The organism is Polaromonas sp. YR568, assembly GCF_943369675.1.
Taxonomy (GTDB): domain Bacteria; phylum Pseudomonadota; class Gammaproteobacteria; order Burkholderiales; family Burkholderiaceae_C; genus Polaromonas.
Genome location: NZ_CALROB020000033.1, coordinates 1 through 16,565 on the forward strand (window position 1 = coordinate 1; position 16,565 = coordinate 16,565).

Sequence of the window (16,565 nt, forward strand, 5' to 3'; positions counted from 1 at the left end):
CTGCCTTGCCGTGCTGGTGCACTGTCTGCGGCAGCGCGCCTAGCCAGACGGGCTTTTGCGAACGCCCTCCGCGCTTTTTGCTTGTGGTGGGGGCGGGGAGCAGCCCTTCCTTCGCGGGCTGCGGACTGTCTGCGGCGGCGCGCCTAGCCCTGAGGCGTTTTGGGAGAGCGGCCTCCGCGCTTTTTGCTGGCTTTGGGGAGGGGGGAGCAGCCCTTGCTTCGCGGGCTGCGGGGAGGGCTGCGGCAGCGCGCCTGGCCGGACGGGTTTTTGCGAATGCCCTTTGCCCTCGCTGCGCGGGCTAGGGCGGGGACGGTTCGCGGTTGCGGCCTGGGTTGCCGTCGCCGCGGGGGTTGCGGGGATTGGCGGCGTCGCGGGGTGGCTGCTGCTGGCGGGCGTTTTGCTGGTCGCGCTGGGCTTGCTCGCGCAGGGCGCGGGTGCCTATGGATTCTTCGCCTTGGCGGCGTTGCTGTTCCAGCTGCGGGGCCTGCAGCTGTTCCTGCTGCGCCCTCTGCTGGCGTTGCTGGTCGCGCTGGACTTGCTGCTGGTTGCGCTGGGCCTGTTCGGCGGCGTGGCGGTTGGCGGTGGCGCGGGCATCGGCACTCGCGGCCTGGGCGCGCGCGTCGCGCTGGGCCTGTTCGCGCAGGGCGCGGGTGCCTATGGATTCTTCGCCCTGGCGGCGTTGTTGTTCCAGCTGGGGGGCTTGCAGTTGCTCCTGTCGTGTCCTTTCCTGGCGTTGCTGTTCGCGTTGGGCTTGCTGCTGGTTGCGCTGGGCCTGTTCGGCGGCGTGGCGGTCGGCGTTGGCGCGGGCATCGGCACTCGCGGCCTGGGCGCGCGCGTCGCGTTGGGCCTGTTCGCGCAGGGCGCGGGTACCTATGGATTCTTCACCCTGGCGGCGTTGTTGTTCCAGCTGGGGGGCTTGCAACTGTTCCCGCTGCGCGCGCTGGCCGTCACGTCGCTCGTCACGGCTGCTGACCGCCGGACGCAGCACCGCGGCGGGCGGCGGCAGGGCGCCGGCGGCCGCAGGACGCTGCCATTCGCGCAGCTCGGCCGGGCTGGGGCGCTGCGGCAGGGCGGCGCGGTCGGCCACCAGCTGGGCGCGCCCCAGGTCGGCGCTGCTCAGGGCGTGCGGATTGCCGCGCACCGGCCGGCCGCGCTCGAAGTCTTCGCGGCTGACGGCCGTCACGGCGCCGGGCTGGCGCTGGTAGCGGTAAACGTTGGTGACATTGATGGTGTTGTGGACCACCATGTTGTGGTTCACCTGGGTGACGTAGCGCGGGCTCACGCGGTAAGCGGGGCGGAAAGCTTCGCCGGGCGCCAGCGGGAACCAGCCCACGCCGGGGCGCGCGGCGCCGCCGACCGAAATGTTCCAGCTCATGCCGCCGCTGCCGCCTACAAAGGCGACCAGCGCGGGCGCGTACACCGGGCGTGGCGCGAGCCGGCCCGGCACCCAGGCCCAGCGCGGGCCGATCTGCGCCCAGCGGCCGTAGTGAAAGGGCGCAAATCCCCAGGGCGCGTCGTCCACCCAGGTCCAGCCCCAGGGCGAGACCCAAGCCCAGTGGCCCACGCGGTAAGGCGCCCAGTTGGCGGGCACGGCATGCGGCATCCAGACGGCGCCGTAAGCCGGGTCCTGGCTCCAGTTGCCGTAGCTGTCGAGCTGCTGGTAGCCGACGGTTTCGCGCGGTACGTAGCGCGCCGACACCGACTGGTCCTCGAGCCGGTCGCGGTTGGCGGCCCACAGGTCGAAATCGTCTTGCCGTGTGGCGCCGGGGCCGGCCGGCGCCAGTTGCGTGCCGGTGAAGTTGGCCTGCTGCCCGCCCGCCAGATTGACGGAGGCCTGGCCGTCGCCGTAAATCACGCCGCTGCCCGACTGCGCGACCACGCGCGTGGTGTTGCCGGCCGGGTCCACGTCCAGGCGGTAGTCGCCGGGCTGCGACACCACAAACGCCAGGTTGGGTGTGTCGACTTCGAGGCGCTGGCCTTCAAACAGGGTGCGCACGCGCAGCTTGAGCGTGCCCTGGGCCAGGCGAAACTGGGTGCTGTTGTCGTCCAGCGCGATGAAGTCCAGGCTGGTCTGCGCGTTCATGCGCACGGCGGTGGAGCCGGCATAGACCTCGGCGCGGGCCAGGGGCCCGGTCCATAGCCTGTCGCCGGCGGTCAGCGGCCGGTTGGGTTCCGCGAGCGACCAGGCATCGCTGGCATCGCCCGGTGCAAAACTCACGCTGCCTTCGGCCAGGTTGAGCCGGGCCACGCGGCCGGGCGGGTCCGGCGCATCGCCTTGTGGCGCGGACTGCGCCCAGACGACGGGCTGCAGCAGCGCCAGCACAAAGGCAAGCGCCAGCAGCGCGAGGTACCAGTACAGGTCGGAAAGGCGAAAGCCCCGGAACGCGGGGCCGGGGGTATCGCTGTGTGGATGGATGCCGTTGCTGGTCATGGTGCACGCCCTCTTCATGTCGTTATGACCACCATAGCCACCCGAAAGTGCCGGAGGATGGAGGGAGTGCTAACAGGCGGTAAAGATTGCGTGATTTTCGGAGGTGATGAAACCGGATGTAATGCGCGCCTGTGAATGTGCGCCTGTGTGTTCAGTCGCTGCCTTCCACTTCCACCACCAGCACACGCGCTTCGCCCACCGGCGAGGCGACGTGCTCGGTGCCGGCGCTGGCGAAAAAGATGTCGCCGGTTTCCAGCATCACCGAGCATTGGCCGCAGTTGTCGCGGTAGCGCATCTCGACGCGGCCGTCGAGCACGGCAAACACTTCTTCGCCCTCATTGATGTGCCACTTGTAGGGCTTGTCGGTCCAGTGCAGCCGGGTGGTGATGCCCTGCATATTCGCCACCGTCATCGCGCCCCAGGCGCGTTCGGCAGTGAAATCCTTGCTTCGAATGATCTTCATGTCGGTCTCCATCGGGTGGGCGCGTCGCGCAATGAAAGCCACGCCATGCTACGTCGCGGGGCGGCCGCCGACATGAATTCTTCGGCGTGGATTGATTCCATAAGCGCATCACTGAAATGAAGCTGCCCGGGCGCTGCGGCGCTAACATGGCTCCCATGAAAAGCATCTTGTTGCCCTGCGGCGAAGCCGTTCCCGCCCTGGGCATGGGCACCTGGAACATGGGCGATTCGCCGGCACGCCGCGCGGACGAACTCGCGACCTTGCGGCTGGGCCTGAACCTGGGCTGCACGCTGGTCGACACGGCGGAAATGTATGGCGAGGGCCTGTCCGAGGAACTGGTCGGCGAGGCGCTGCAAGGGCGGCGCGACGAGGCTTTTGTCGTGACCAAGGTGTATCCGCACAACGCCTCGAAGGCCGGCGTGGCGGCCGCCTGCGAACGCAGCCTGCGCCGGCTGCGCACCGACCGTATCGACCTGTATTTGCTGCACTGGCGCGGCTCGGTGCCGCTGGCCGAAACCCTGCAGGCTTTCGTGGCGCTGCAAAAGGCCGGCAAGATCCGCCACTACGGCGTCAGCAACCTGGACATCGCCGACATGAAAGAGCTGTGGGCCCAGCCCGGCGGGCAGGGCGTGCAGACGAATCAGCTGCTGTACAACCTCACGCGCCGCGGCATCGAGTGGGACTTGCTGCCCTGGCTGCGCGAGCGGCGCGTGCCCGTCATGGCCTATTCCCCGATCGAGCAGGCGCGCCTGCTGCGCCATGCGGGTCTGGCCGGTTTCGCCAGGCGCCACGGCATGCCGCCGGCCCATGCCGCGCTGGCCTGGCTGCTGGCGCAGGAGGGCGTGATCGCGATTCCCAAAACCGGCCATCCGGACAGGCTGCGCGAGAACGTCGCGGCGGCGGAGATTGAACTCAGCGCCGGGCAACTGGCGGAGCTGGACGAAATTTTCCGGCCGCCGGCGAGGCCTGTGCCGCTTGAGATGCTCTAGCCTGGTTGGCGGCCCCATCGCCGGCCGCGAAGCCGCTCACCTCGGATCGCGGCCCCGGCATAACCCGCGCCTCTGTCTTGTACAGACAGGCCGGGGAATAAAATCATGGGTCAATCCGGCTGCGGCGGGCGTGTCTTTCCTTCACGCCTTATGCTTGCAAGCCCCATAAGGAGACTTTTCCCCATGCTTCGCAAGATTCTGTCCTTCATCGCCCTCGCGCTGGTGCTCTGCGCCGCGCAGGCCCAGACCTACCCGGCCAAACCGATTCGCCTGATCGTGCCTTTCCCGCCCGGCGGCGGCACCGACATCCTGTCGCGCCTGGTGGCCAACAAGCTCACCGAGGTGAGCAAATGGACGGTGATTCCCGACAACCGCGGCGGCGCCGGCGGCACCATCGGCATCACCGAGGCCGTACGCGCCGCGCCCACGGGCTACGACATGGTCATGGGCCAGAAGGACAACCTGGTCGTCGCGCCCTGGCTGTACAAAAACCTGAGCTACGACCCGACCAAGGACCTGGTGGCCGTCGCCCACGTGGCCTACACGCCCGTCGTCATCGTCACGGGCGTGCAGTCGCGCTTCAAGACCCTGGCCGACGTGGTGGCCGCCGCCAAGGCCGCGCCTGACAGCATCACCTACGGCTCGCCCGGCAACGGCACGACGATTCACCTGGCCGGCGAAATCTTCAACAGCGCCGCCAACATCAAGCTGCGCCACGTGCCTTACAAGGGCTCCAACCCGGCCATGATGGACGTGCTCGCCGGCAACGTCGACTTGATGGTGTCCTCGCTGCCTTCGGCCATTGCCCAGATCAAGTCGGGCAAATTGCGCCCTCTGGCCGTCACCTCGGCCCGCCGCAGCACCTCGCTGCCCGACGTGCCCACCGTGGCCGAACTGGGCTACAAGGACTTTGACGTCAGCACCTGGTACGGCCTCTTCATGCCGGCCGGCACGCCCAAGGACATCGTGGCCACGGTCAATGCCGAGGTCAACAAGCTGCTGGCCACGGCCGATATGAAGGCCGCCATCCATGCCCAGGGCGCTGAAGTGCAGAACATGACGCCGGACCAGTTCTCCAGCCTGCTCAAGACCGACTACACCAAATGGAAGAGCATCGTCCAGGCTTCCGGCGCGACCATCGAATAAGCGCTTTACGCTTTCTCCGCATCAAGGCGGCGCCCAGACGGGCGCCGCCTTTTTTTCTGGGTGGCTGGCCAACGCCCGTGAAAACCCCGAGTGCCCGAAGCGTGGTGCCATGCCATGATGAAGTCATCTATAGGACTAGATCAATCATCGCCACTTCGCCTGCCCCCTCCCTGACCGTGGTGCCCGCCGAGCCCGGCCAAAGCCGCTATGCCGCACTTGCGGCCGCCCTGCGCGCACGCGTGGTGGCGGGCGAATGGCCACCCGGCAGCGCCCTGCCGGCCGAGCAGACCCTGGCCGCCGAACACGGCGTGGCGCTGGGCACTTTGCGCCGCGCGCTGGAGTTGCTGGCCGACCAGGGGCTGATAGAACGCATCCACGGCCGCGGCACCTTTGTGCGCGCCGGCATGACGGGCGCCACCATGATGCGGTTCTTCCGTTTTGGCAAAGGCACGGGCGAAATCCCTGTGTCGCGCATCGTCTCGCGCGAGGTGCTGGCGGCGCCCGCCGAGGTGGCACGCCGCCTCGGCCTGGCGCGCGGCGACTCTGCGCTGCGCTTGCAGCGTGTGCGCTCGCTATCGGGCCAGCCCTGTGTTTATGAGGAGATCTGGCTGCCGCTGGCGCTGTTCGCCGGCCTGGCCGAGGGCGATGCCGAAAGCTGGGGTGACCTGCTCTACCCGATGTTCGCCGAGCGCTGCGGGGTGCACGTGGCCCGCGCGGTCGATGAAATCGCCTTCGGCGCGCTGACGGCGGCGCAGGCGAAATTCCTGGCCCTGTCGGCCGACCACCCCTGCGCGCTGGTCACGCGTTACGCCTACGACCTGGCCGGCCACTGCGTCGAAGTGCGCCACACGCGCGGCGATGCGCATGCCTTTCACTACACCGTCGCGATCACCTGATACATCACCAAAAAACCGGAGGAAACCATGCAACACAACGCCAAAAACATTCCCGCCGCGGTCCGGCCGCTGAACCGCTCACGCCGCCTCATGCTGCAGGCCACGGGCGCGGCCGTCGCCGCGCCCTGGGCCTTCGCCGCCCACGCGGCGGGCCAGATCGCCGGCGGCAAGCCGATCACGCTGGTGGTGTCCTATGCCGCGGGCGGCGGCGCCGACCTGATGGCGCGCATGATCGCGCCGCGCATGGCGGAGTTTCTGGGCCAGAGCGTGCTGGTCGACAACAAACCCGGCGCCGGCGGCCAGATCGCCGCGACCCAGGTGGCGCGCGCCGTGCCCGACGGCACGCAGCTGCTGGTCGACGCCTCGTCGTTCGCCGTCAATCCCGCGCTTTACCCCAAGCTGCCCTATGACACCGAAACGGCCTTCGCGCCGCTGGCCGTACTGGCGCAGTTTCCCAACGTGCTGGTGTGCACGCCGGGCTTTGAGGCCAAAAGTGTCAAGGACCTGATCCGCATGGCCAAGGCCAGGCCGGGGCAGATCGCCTATGCCTCCTCAGGCAACGGCTCGGCCCAGCACCTGGCCGGCGCGCTGTTCGAGGACCTCGCCGGCGTCAAGCTGGTGCACGTGCCTTACCGCGGCGGCGGCCCGGCCATGAACGACGTGATGGCCGGCCAGGTGCCGCTGTTCTTCGCCAACGTGGCTTCGTCGCTGGGGCAGATCCAGTCGGGGCGCTTGCGCCCGCTGGCGGTGACCAGCCGGCGCCGCACGCGCTCGCTGCCCGACATGCCGACCATGGAAGAGGCCGGCGTGCCGGCCTACGAGGTGCTCGAATGGAACCCGGTGCTGGCGCCCGCCGGCATAGACCCCAAATCAAAGGCCGCGCTGGTCGCCGCCATCCGCAAGACCATGGCCGACCCCGAAGTGCTGGGCCGCATCCGCAGCCTGAGCGGCGAGGCCTTCCCCGAGGGGCCGGAGGGGCTGACCCAGGCGTTCCTCAAGGCGCAGCAGCTCAAATGGGGCCGCATCGTCAAGGACCGCAAGATCACCGCGGGCTAAGCCATGGATGCGGCGATCAACCAGGTGGCGCCCTGCTGGGACAGCCACGTCCACGTGTTCGACGCCCAGGCGGCGGTGGCCGAGGGCCATTACCGGCCCGCGCACAGGCCGCTCGCCGACATCGAAAAACTGGCCCGCGCCAACGGCTTCGGCCACCTGGTGCTGGTGCAGCCCAGCGTGTACGGCACCGACAACAGCGTGCTGCTCGATGCCCTGGACGCCGGCCAGGGCCGGCACCGCGGCGTGGTGGTGCTGCCGCCGTCCGTCGACGACAGGGCGCTGGAGGCCATGCACGGGCTGGGTGTGCGCGGCGTGCGCTTTAACCTGGTGTCACCCGTCGGCGACAGCCTGAAGGCTGGGGAGGGCCAAAGCGCGCTGGACCGTTTCAAGGCCCTGGCGCCTCGCCTGCGCGCGCTGGACTGGCATGTGCAGTGGTATGCCTCGCCCGAAGACCTGCCCGCCATCGCGGCCCTGCATGCCGGCAGCCCGGTGCCGGCGGTGCTGGACCACCTTGCGGGCATGCACGCCGGCGTGCCGGCCGGCCACCCGGCCTGGCAGGCGCTGGAACAGCTCGCCGCGCAGGGCGCCTGGGTGAAGCTCTCGGGCTGGTACCGCCTGGGCGCCACGGAGCCCTACCAGGCGCTGGACGAGACCCTTTACAAGGTGGGGGGGCTGTTCGGCCGGCATCTGGTCTGGGGTTCCGACTGGCCGCACACCACTTTTGCGCCCGATGCGCTGCCGGCTTATGCCAGCACCTGGGAGCCCCTGGTGCGCGCGCTGACCGCGGCCCAAAAGCAGGACGCCTGGGAGCAGGCGCCGGCCGCCCTGTATGCCTGATTGGCCCTCATGGCGGGCCCCAGGCCCGGAGTGGCTTAAAATCCCAAGTTACGCCATTTTTAACCGGAGTCTTCCATGCCCAAGAAAATCAGAGTCGAAGCCGACATCTGCGCCCCAAAGCCAGTCCCTCCCAAGGGCTACACCATCACGACCGGCCGCGGCCAGAAGATCAGCCTGGAGCGCGGTTCGCACACCCGCAGCAAAAAGAACCCAGGCAAGCGCCCTCACCAGGGTTGAGCCGTGCTGCCGATGCGGCCCCGGGCCGCATCCATGAAAAAAGCGCCTCTTCAGGCGCTTTTTTCATGGCCGGAATGGCCGCCGTCCGTTGAATCGGGTTCAATGTGGCAGCCCCTCCGGACCGAAATTCCTGCCGGCAAGAGCCGGCCGTGATGTTTAATCCATTTTTGATGTCACCGGGGCTCTTCAACATGTTGTCCAGAATTGCGGCTTTTCTCGTCCTGGCGCCGTCCCTGGGACTCGGATGTCTTTCCATTTCAAACGCCCAGCCGGCCGCAAAGCGCATGGCGGCGGTAGGGACAAGAACGCTGCACGCATTTCCTGTCGCCATCTACAGCAACATCAGCGTGCAGGATTTGAACCGGCTGCTGATCGATTCATTCAGGGAATCGAACTTTGCCCTGCTGGCCGCGAAAAAGGATGCGGACGGCGCCACGGCCTACCAGTTTTCCTATCCCATCGAGAACAACGGCAAATCGGGAAGCCTGGTTTTTGCATTCAAGGTCGATGGCACCGTTACCAATGGCAAGTGCATGAACTGTTTTTTGCGGTGGGGGCAAATACAGGACGAGAGCGAGATGGCGAAACTGCCTTGGATGGCCCGGTACGACTTGAGCAGCAGGCTCTACCAGGACATCGACCGGGCGTATGCGTCCATCAAAACCAGATCGCGTGACTACCTGGATCCCCAGCACGGCTTTGATTACAAGGCCCTATGGAGCGGCGAGCGCAATCGCCCCGGTTACGACAACTCCTACGTCAAGGTCAAACTGCCGGACCTGAAGCGGGAGATGGTGCGCGCCTTCACCGATTCCGGGTTCGTCCTGCTGCGCGACAGCAATCCCGCCGCGGATGCGGCCGATTCCGTTCTGGCATTTTCATTTCCGGTTGATGCTGATAAACCCGCCGGGGTGGTTTATTCGATTCAAGTCGCGAGCCAGTTTGACGCCGACGGCCTTTGCTACCCCTGTGAGACGAGGCCGGTGTACGACCCCTACCAGGCATTGCCGCCCGCGGGTTTGTCCGCCATGTCCGGCCGGCTGACGCTGGCGTCGCGGTTTGAGGCCGGCCTGGGCAGCGCCTACGACCAGACCAAGGCGGCCACGGAACGGTATCTCCGGCCCCGAACCCAGTTCATCCGGCCGCCAAAATCAGCTCCGCCGGGCTCTCCGCGGCCGCCTCCAGTCCCCATGGTCGTGACATGAGCCTGCGCTTGCCGGCCGGCGCCCGGATTCAGGGCCCGTTTCTCTACGGGCCGTGGTTTGACAGGCTGTTCATCTTCGGCACCGCCGGCATCGCGCTGGTTCTGGGCGCTTTGGCGATGATCTCGCCGGCGATGTTTGTGGCGGTGGTGCTGGTCGACATCTGGCTGTTTGCCAGCCCCCACGTCATCGCCACCTATACGCGGATCGGGTCTGGCAAAGCCCAGCTCAAAAAACACTGGTTCCTGATTTTTGCTTTGCCGCCCATCGTGCTCGTGCTGGTCACGATGGTGGCGCTGGCCTATGAACTGGGCGGCCTGTTCACCCTGTACTTCATCGCGCAGACCTACCACGTCACCCGGCAGTCCTTCGGCATTGCCCGGGCGTACCAAAGGGCCGGCCCGCAGGCAGCGGGGCCTGACCGCCTGTCGGAGAGCCTGATCTACCTCTTTCCGCTGTGGGGCTTGATGCACCGCTGCACCACGGCGCCCGAATCTTTTTATGGTTATCCGATTTACCTCCCGCCGATTGACGCCGCGCTCACAGGCGCGACAGGCATGGTCGCCGTCTTTCTGTGCGCGTGGTGGGGCTACCGGCAGTTGCGCCTTGCGCTGGCCGGGAGGCTCAACGCGGGTCATAGCCTGTTTGTGGCATCGCACCTGCTTGTCACTGCCGTTGCCTATCTTTGGGTCACCGACATCACCTCGGGGTGGCTGGTGGTCAATATCTGGCACAACCTGCAATACCTGCAGTTTGTCTGGCTGCAAAACGTTCGCCGTGATGCGCAAGGGCGCCTCGACACCCAGGAGTTTCACCGCCTCGTGAAGCCATTCAAAAACGCGGGCAAATACCTCGCCCTTTGCCTGGTGCTGGGCGCGGTGATGTATGAAGCGCTGTCGGTGGCCGGCCGGCAACTGCTCTGGCTGGGCTTGCCCACCGTGTTCATCCTGCATTTCACCGTGAACTTCCATCACTACCTGGTGGACGGCGTGATCTGGAAAAGGCGCAAGACCGCGGCTTGATGCATCCGGCGCAGGAGCGCCGGGCTTGCCTTCGCGCGGGCTCAGGCGTGGCGCACCCCCGCTGGGCCTGCATGAAGTCCTTGCCTGCCGGCTCAGCGCCGGCGAAAACGCGCAGGACTTGCGCAACTGGGTGTTCAGTTGAGCGCCCGGCAAGCTCGCCACCGCCGCAGTGTCCCTCTTCCCTCAGCGCCGTCCCGCTGCGAATTTCGTGGCGGAAGCGGATTGGCAAAAAATTATTCAGAAAAAGAATAGCGCCTCGCCGTTTGCACATACTTTTTCAGCGCGCCTATTTGCCTCTCCGGCGTTCCCGAATCAGAGGACTCTTCTTCGTAGACCATCAGAATTCCGTTGATGAGTAACACCGCCTGCTCCGGCCATTGCCGGGACGGGACAGTGTTGCGAACTTTCTCGATGTTTGCATCCAAAGGAAGAGAGCCAAGAAGTTCAATCCAGTCATCCATAATCTTCGGGGCACTTGTGGCGATCGCAAGCTGCGCGATCAGCGCCTTGTATTCGCCGGCCACGAGTTCATTCAGGGGCCGCCCCGCCAGTCCGGCCTTGATAAGCCGGTAGACGTTGACGAATCTCACTGCACGCCTCGGGGAGCCGCCGGCAAAAGGAGCCATCTTTTGAAGGTATCGCGCCTCTTCGGCAGATACCTCCAGCGTGGCAACGTTGGCGCCGACGATTTGTGGATGATCCGGCGCGCCAGCGTAAATGGTATTGGGTTGATCTTTTCCCGCCGATCGCGATAGCCGGGCCTCCATGAATGCGCTGCTGCTTGCCGGGTCCATCGGCCGCACCCAGTACGGAATCTGAAAAATCTTTTCCAGATAGTCGAGCGGACTTGCCGTGTCGCTGTTCTTGCCGCCGGAAGCATCCAGCAATGTGGAATATTGCTTTTCCAATGCGCGCTGCACCCATCTGACGTCCACAGCGACCATCACAACGAAGATGGGAAATGTCAGTAAGAGGTGAACCGCCTGCAGAACATCGACAACCTTGTCGGGCGGGCAGCGATCGAGGTCATCGATATAAAGAACAATGCGCTCAAATCCAATGTCCTTTGGCCCCTGCGTTTGATCAGGTTGACTGAGTTTTGCAATTTCCTCTTTCGTGAGAAAGTCACGATTCGCATCGACGACGGTGACAACGCGCTTCCTGAATGTTTCCCGCTGTTTGTCCAGGAGTTCTTTTTCCATGGAACGCCCGGGCAATATATTGGAGGACAGTTCCTCAAAATCCTTGCGAATACTGGCTATCAAGCCAAGGTGTTTGGCGTAGTGCCCATCTGCCGCCCTGGAGCGGATGAATTTAATCAGACGATCCGCGCCGGAGTTTCCGGCGTGTTCAAGGGTTGCTCGGGCCAGCCGATTGCTCGCCTCGCTGACCAGTGCTTTGGCTTCTTCAACCTCGGCAGTGATTTTTACCAGTGCATCAGCCTTTTCCGCGACATCATCGGCAGTCTCGGTACTCTGCTCTCTGATTGCCAGGTCCATTGCCGTTTTTGCTTTCTCCAGTTTTGTCAAAGCGGAGCGAACGACGGTCAGAACCCTTGCCGCAAGAGCGGTACCGGCAACAATGCCTATGTTCAGTGCCGTGAATCCCTTCTTGAGACTCTCAAAGTACGGCGGCAGCAGGCCCAAGAGGTGGGAGGCCAATGCGGCGACCGGAACTGCCAGGAAAACTATCCCGGAAAACAGCAACAGGTAGCGCTTCTTCTGCAACTGTTTCAGCAGCCCGCCCGAAAGCAGACTCATTCGCCGCTGTTCGTTTAAAAGTGCGGCAGAAACGCTTCGGAGCTGAATGGTGGATTCCGTGAGCTCGCCAATGCCCAACTCCTTCGTGGCCTCCCTGAAATTTTTGGCGGCATCGACGATCTTGGGATCGGTGTTGGCCTCATCAAGCGCGGCCCGAAATGCCGCCCAGTAAGCTCCGGCGGAAATGCCGGCTTCCTGTTGCTTTTCCTTCAGTGCCGATTCCGCTTTGCTCAGGCGATCTGTTGCATCGCGTTGCTCGCGTCTTCGCATGACCAACTGCTCAACCGACTCCAGGGTAAGTGTTCGCGCCGTGGAAAGATTCTCCAGAAGCTCGTTGGGTTTGTCTGAGCCATTGCGTGCTCGCAGCCAGGCGTCAAGCTCGGTAAACATGTGGTCAATAAGGCTTGCCCACAAGTTCGTTTCGGCATAGTGCCAGGCATTAAACCGGATCTGTACAACTTCCTTGTGAAACACGCCGAGGTTCGCTTCCGGCGCCTTTGTAGACGGATCCCCCTTCGATAGTTGCTCTATATGTGTGTGCACCAAACGCATGAAGAACGATTTACCGGTCCCCCAGTTGCCGAAGACGCCGATTGCCAATGGAGGCGTAAATTCCTTGGCGATGGCCAGGCGCGCAAACGCTTTGGCTTCATCAGTGACGCCCAAGCCGTCATCGAGATTTTCTGACCATGGGTCGTCATTGTGCGGCGTCGCGACAGTGACAAAGGTGGCGTCTGGCGCCGCTTTCCGCACGCGTCGCTTCTTGGTTGGCGAGGAGGTCGATCCGCTTGAACTAGCGCGATTCTCCTTACTTTCAGGCCGGCCTCGTGAAGATGCGAGTTCCTTTTCATATTCTTCGGCTTCTGCCTGCGCAATGCCTTTCGAGTAAAGATATTCAGGGTCTGGATGTACGCCGTATCCGGTTGACGCGCCCGGTGCATTGCTGTTCACGGAAGGAGCTCCGGCAGGGCCGAGAGGTGCCTCTACAGCCGCCTCGTGCCTGGCGCCTGTGTTACCGGCTTGCCGTGATCCAGTGCCGACCGCCGGTTTGCCGTCAGATGGTGGCACGGGCCTGGTCGTGTTGGCCGGCGAAGACGAAGTTGGAGGCGCCTTTGAGGAGGGCGCTGGTGGGGGAGGCGGCGCATTGCTTTGCATACTGTTTTCTCCACTTCCGGCCATAGCCTCACGCACAGTTTGCAGCGCCTGACAGGTATCGCTGTCCCGCGAGTTTCGTTTTCCAAGTTTATGAGGGTGTTGGTAAATTCGCGTCCTCCGAATAGAGGGTTCTTCAGTGCCAGGGCCAGGCCATGCCGCGGCAGGGGAGGTGCGTGACGCAGCGCGCCGGCGCGCTGGCGTCGCCGGGAGCGCGGGCCTTGATTGCGGAGATTCGGAAGGTGGTGGTGGAGCGGGAATTGCCGGGTAAAGACATTTGGCTTTAGGTGGTTGCCGGTAAGGCATGTAAGCCATTGCATTAATTGAATAGTGCCAAAATTATGGCAATTAACTTTTTATATGGATGAAATATTGACTTTTCAGTTGATTTTTGCTGTGTGATCTTTAAAGGGTAAATATTTTGGTCTTAATTTGGCAAAATACATAAAATATCAACCTTATGGCCAAAAAAACTGCTCCTCTTCTCCCCACCTCAGCCGAACTGTTGCATCAGCTCGGTGATCGCTTGCGCCTGGCGCGGCTGCGCAGGCGGCTGCCGGCCAAACAGGTGGCGGAACGCGCCGGCATGGCCCCCATGACCTTGCGTAGCCTGGAGCGCGGTGGTTCCGGTGTCACCATGGGTGCTTACCTTGCCGTGATGCAGGTGCTCGGTATTGAAAAGGATCTCAATCTGGTCGGCCAGATGGACGCCGTTGGCCGTGAACTGCAGGACGCGCAGTTGCCCGCACGCAGCAAGGCAATGCGGCCGAAGACGGCCAGCGCGCCGATGCCGGAGGGTGAGCTCACAGCGGAGCTACGCCGTGCGATCGAAAACCTGCCAGTGGATCAACTGCACAAATTATTCAGTTCCTTGCCCGGTGAGCGAATGCAAAAGGCACTTGCCGCAATGCCATCCTCCCCAGCGAGTGAGAAGGATGACGGGTTGGAGTCTCTGCCCAAGGAAGGCCTGGCCTCGCCGATGGCGTCGGAAGATGTGCGTGACTGGATCAGCAAAGGTGACTTCGCCAGTTCTGAGGCGCTGGCCGGCCTGATTGATCCCTTGGCGCCGCAGAAGAAGGTGCGTTGAGCGCATGCCCGCAACCATCGCCGTCTACGCACACTGGATCGGGCTCGTGCAGCCGCTACGCCTGGGATTGCTGCACGCCAGGCGTGGGGCGGGCCGGGAAGTCTTCGAATTCGAGTTTGACGCCGCCGCGCTTGCGCACCCCACCACCCGGAATCTTCACCTGGATCCCCGGCTTGGCCTCTTTGGGGGCCGGCAACATCCGCCGCAAGGGCACGAAACTTTCGGTGTGTTCGCCGATGCGAGCCCCGATCGTTGGGGCCGTTTGCTGATGCGTCGCCGGCTGGAGCGCGCGCAGCGGGCCGGCCAGGTCGCCAAGGCCGCGCGCCTGCACGAGTCCGATTACCTGCTGGGTGTGCACGACGCCTACCGCTCCGGCGCCCTGCGTTTGCGCCTCAACGATGACGGCGATCTTCTTGACAACCAGGGTGGCACGGCCGCGCCGCCATTCGTACAACTGCGGGAACTGGAAGCGGCCAGCCTGGCGCTGGAGCGGGACGAAGACAACACCTCGGCCGCGGGTGACGACTGGCTGCGCATGCTGATCGCGCCCGGCGGCTCGCTCGGCGGTGCGCGTCCCAAGGCCAGTGTGGCCGATCCGCAGGGGCAGTTGTGGATTGCCAAGTTCCCCAGCGTGCGCGATGAACACGACGTGGGCGCCTGGGAACTGGTGGTGCAAACCCTTGCGAGGGGATGCGGACTGGCTGTGCCGGAAAGCCTGGCGCGAAAGTTCGCAAGCCCCCACCACACTTTTCTTGTCAGGCGGTTTGACCGCACCCTGGAGGGGCGGCTTCATTTCGCTTCGGCGATGACGCTCACCGGCCGCCTGGATGGAGACGATGCTTCAACCGGTGCGAGCTACCTGGAGATCGCCCGGGTGCTGATCGAGCAAGGCGCACAAACCGACGCCGACCTGCGTGAACTGTGGTCGCGCATCGTGTTCAACATGCTGGTCTCCAACACCGACGACCACCTGCGCAACCACGGCTTTATTCTTGTGCCCGGCAAGGGCTGGCGCTTGTCGGAGGCCTACGACGTGAATCCCGTACCCGGGTCGCATGGGCTGAAGCTCAACGTCAGCGAGGCGGACAACGCGCTGGACCTCGATCTCGCGCGATCCGTCGCGCCTTTTTTCCGGGTCTCGAAGAAGCTTGCGGACGACATCATCGAGCGCAGCCGGGCCGTGGTGGCGCAGTGGCCCAAAATCGCCGGCAGCCTGCATATCCCTCCCCGGGAGCAGGAGAGGCTGGCTGCGGCGTTCGGGCTCGCCGGCTGAATATGCTTTACGTCTCTGCGCGTGGTGGCCGTCAGGCGGGCTAGATGTCCAGCCTGAGGATGGGCGTGTGCGAACGCGAGCAACACAGCGTCATCTGGTCGTTCAGCGCATGCTCTCCATCCGTGAGGAACATGTCCCTGTGATCCGGTGTGCCGGCGATGACGCGGGTCAGGCAGGTGCCGCACACGCCTTGTTCGCACGACACCGCGACCTCGATGCCGCGCTGCCGCAAGGCTTCGACGATGGTGACGCCGGGCGCGACCTCCACCATCAGGCCGGATTTCTCCAGCACCACCGAGAACGCTGCGTCACCCGGCGCCGGCGCAATCGGCGCGGCCGAAAAGTACTCGCGGTGCAGTTGTGAATCGCTGAAACCCTGGGCGCGCGCGGCGGTGAGCGTTGCATCGATAAAACCGCCGGGGCCGCAAACATAGATCAGCGAGTTTCGCGGCGTGCCGGCCAGCAGCGCCGTGAGGTCCACACGCCGCGCCGCATCGCCGCCGTCGTGGTGGAAGTGCACCTTGCCCGCCATGTCTTCGGCCGCCCAGCGTGCCGCGAAGGGCGTGTGCGACTGTGAGCGGGTGCACAGGTGGATGTCGAAATCCGACCCGTCCAGCAACAGCTGTTCGGCCATGGACAGCAGCGGTGTGACGCCTATGCCGCCGGCCAGCAAGGTGGTGTGGGACGCTTTCACCAAGGGGAAGTGGTTGCGGGGAACGCTGATGTCAATTTCATCGCCCGCCTTGAGGCCGTGCACGGACTCGGATCCGCCACGGCCGGCGGGGTCCCGCAACACGCCTATCACGTAGCGGTGGCGCTCTGCCGGTGAGTTGGACAGGGAGTATTGGCGCACCATGCCGTTGGGCAGGTGCACGTCGATGTGTGCGCCGGCGGTAAACACCGGCAGCTCGGCACCGGTGGCATGGACCAGCTCCAGCCGGACGATATGCCCGGTTTCCAGGGTCCGGTCGTGGATTCGCACGCGCAGGCTGGCGCTTGTCATAGGGTGGCCAG

Annotated in this window: 14 protein-coding genes; 10 read left to right on the forward strand and 4 right to left on the reverse strand. The window is 64.6% G+C overall.

What is annotated here, in order from left to right:
• Positions 1-298: 298 nt before the first annotated feature.
• Together ACLV8F_RS17355 and ACLV8F_RS17360 are read right to left on the reverse strand one after the other, a co-directional pair.
• The gene (locus ACLV8F_RS17355; RefSeq protein WP_411885451.1) at positions 299-2,431 is read right to left on the reverse strand and encodes a DUF6600 domain-containing protein; all 2,133 of its coding nucleotides are present in this window, start codon (positions 2,429-2,431) and stop codon (positions 299-301) included.
• A 151-nt stretch (positions 2,432-2,582) separates the two neighbouring features.
• The gene (locus ACLV8F_RS17360) at positions 2,583-2,894 is read right to left on the reverse strand and encodes a cupin domain-containing protein (protein ID WP_092130131.1); all 312 of its coding nucleotides are present in this window, start codon (positions 2,892-2,894) and stop codon (positions 2,583-2,585) included.
• Between the two features lie 155 nt (positions 2,895-3,049).
• Here ACLV8F_RS17360 and ACLV8F_RS17365 point away from each other — a divergent pair, with 155 nt between their 5' ends.
• The 8 genes from ACLV8F_RS17365 to ACLV8F_RS17400 all read left to right on the forward strand — a co-directional run bounded on the left by ACLV8F_RS17365 (position 3,050) and on the right by ACLV8F_RS17400 (position 10,279).
• A complete protein-coding gene (locus ACLV8F_RS17365) occupies positions 3,050-3,883 on the forward strand; it encodes an aldo/keto reductase (protein ID WP_411885452.1) in 834 nt (277 codons plus the stop codon).
• A 183-nt stretch (positions 3,884-4,066) separates the two neighbouring features.
• A complete protein-coding gene (locus ACLV8F_RS17370) occupies positions 4,067-5,029 on the forward strand; it encodes a Bug family tripartite tricarboxylate transporter substrate binding protein (protein WP_411885453.1) in 963 nt (320 codons plus the stop codon).
• A gap of 179 nt (positions 5,030-5,208) precedes the next feature.
• Positions 5,209-5,925 carry a GntR family transcriptional regulator gene (locus ACLV8F_RS17375; RefSeq protein ID WP_411885454.1) on the forward strand — a complete coding sequence of 239 codons (717 nt, stop codon included), beginning with the start codon at positions 5,209-5,211 and terminating at the stop codon, positions 5,923-5,925.
• A 27-nt stretch (positions 5,926-5,952) separates the two neighbouring features.
• Entirely contained in the window at positions 5,953-6,981 is a 1,029-nt protein-coding gene (locus tag ACLV8F_RS17380; protein WP_411885455.1) for a tripartite tricarboxylate transporter substrate binding protein, read from the forward strand.
• A 3-nt stretch (positions 6,982-6,984) separates the two neighbouring features.
• Complete coding sequence (locus ACLV8F_RS17385) at positions 6,985-7,818, forward strand: amidohydrolase family protein (RefSeq protein WP_411885456.1); 834 nt, start codon at positions 6,985-6,987, stop codon at positions 7,816-7,818.
• 75 nt (positions 7,819-7,893) lie between these two features.
• On the forward strand, positions 7,894-8,055 hold the full coding sequence (locus tag ACLV8F_RS17390; protein WP_007863796.1) for a hypothetical protein: 162 nt from the start codon (positions 7,894-7,896) through the stop codon (positions 8,053-8,055).
• Between the two features lie 152 nt (positions 8,056-8,207).
• Positions 8,208-9,260, forward strand: coding sequence for a hypothetical protein (locus tag ACLV8F_RS17395; RefSeq protein WP_411885457.1), 1,053 nt, complete (start codon positions 8,208-8,210; stop codon positions 9,258-9,260).
• Positions 9,257-10,279 (forward strand): hypothetical protein, encoded by a 1,023-nt coding sequence (locus ACLV8F_RS17400; RefSeq protein WP_411885458.1) that lies wholly within the window; start codon positions 9,257-9,259, stop codon positions 10,277-10,279. Before ACLV8F_RS17395 ends, ACLV8F_RS17400 begins: the two co-directional genes overlap by 4 nt.
• A gap of 233 nt (positions 10,280-10,512) precedes the next feature.
• Here the strand turns inward: ACLV8F_RS17400 and ACLV8F_RS17405 are convergent, their stop codons facing one another.
• On the reverse strand, positions 10,513-12,990 hold the full coding sequence (locus ACLV8F_RS17405) for a P-loop NTPase fold protein (protein ID WP_411885459.1): 2,478 nt from the start codon (positions 12,988-12,990) through the stop codon (positions 10,513-10,515).
• A gap of 661 nt (positions 12,991-13,651) precedes the next feature.
• On the opposite strand from ACLV8F_RS17405, the gene ACLV8F_RS17410 reads away from it, so the two are divergent.
• The gene (locus ACLV8F_RS17410) at positions 13,652-14,278 is read left to right on the forward strand and encodes a helix-turn-helix domain-containing protein (protein ID WP_411885460.1); all 627 of its coding nucleotides are present in this window, start codon (positions 13,652-13,654) and stop codon (positions 14,276-14,278) included.
• Between the two features lie 4 nt (positions 14,279-14,282).
• Complete coding sequence (locus tag ACLV8F_RS17415) at positions 14,283-15,551, forward strand: type II toxin-antitoxin system HipA family toxin (RefSeq protein ID WP_411885461.1); 1,269 nt, start codon at positions 14,283-14,285, stop codon at positions 15,549-15,551.
• A 40-nt stretch (positions 15,552-15,591) separates the two neighbouring features.
• Here the strand turns inward: ACLV8F_RS17415 and ACLV8F_RS17420 are convergent, their stop codons facing one another.
• The gene (locus ACLV8F_RS17420) at positions 15,592-16,554 is read right to left on the reverse strand and encodes a PDR/VanB family oxidoreductase (protein ID WP_411885462.1); all 963 of its coding nucleotides are present in this window, start codon (positions 16,552-16,554) and stop codon (positions 15,592-15,594) included.
• Positions 16,555-16,565 lie beyond the last annotated feature (11 nt).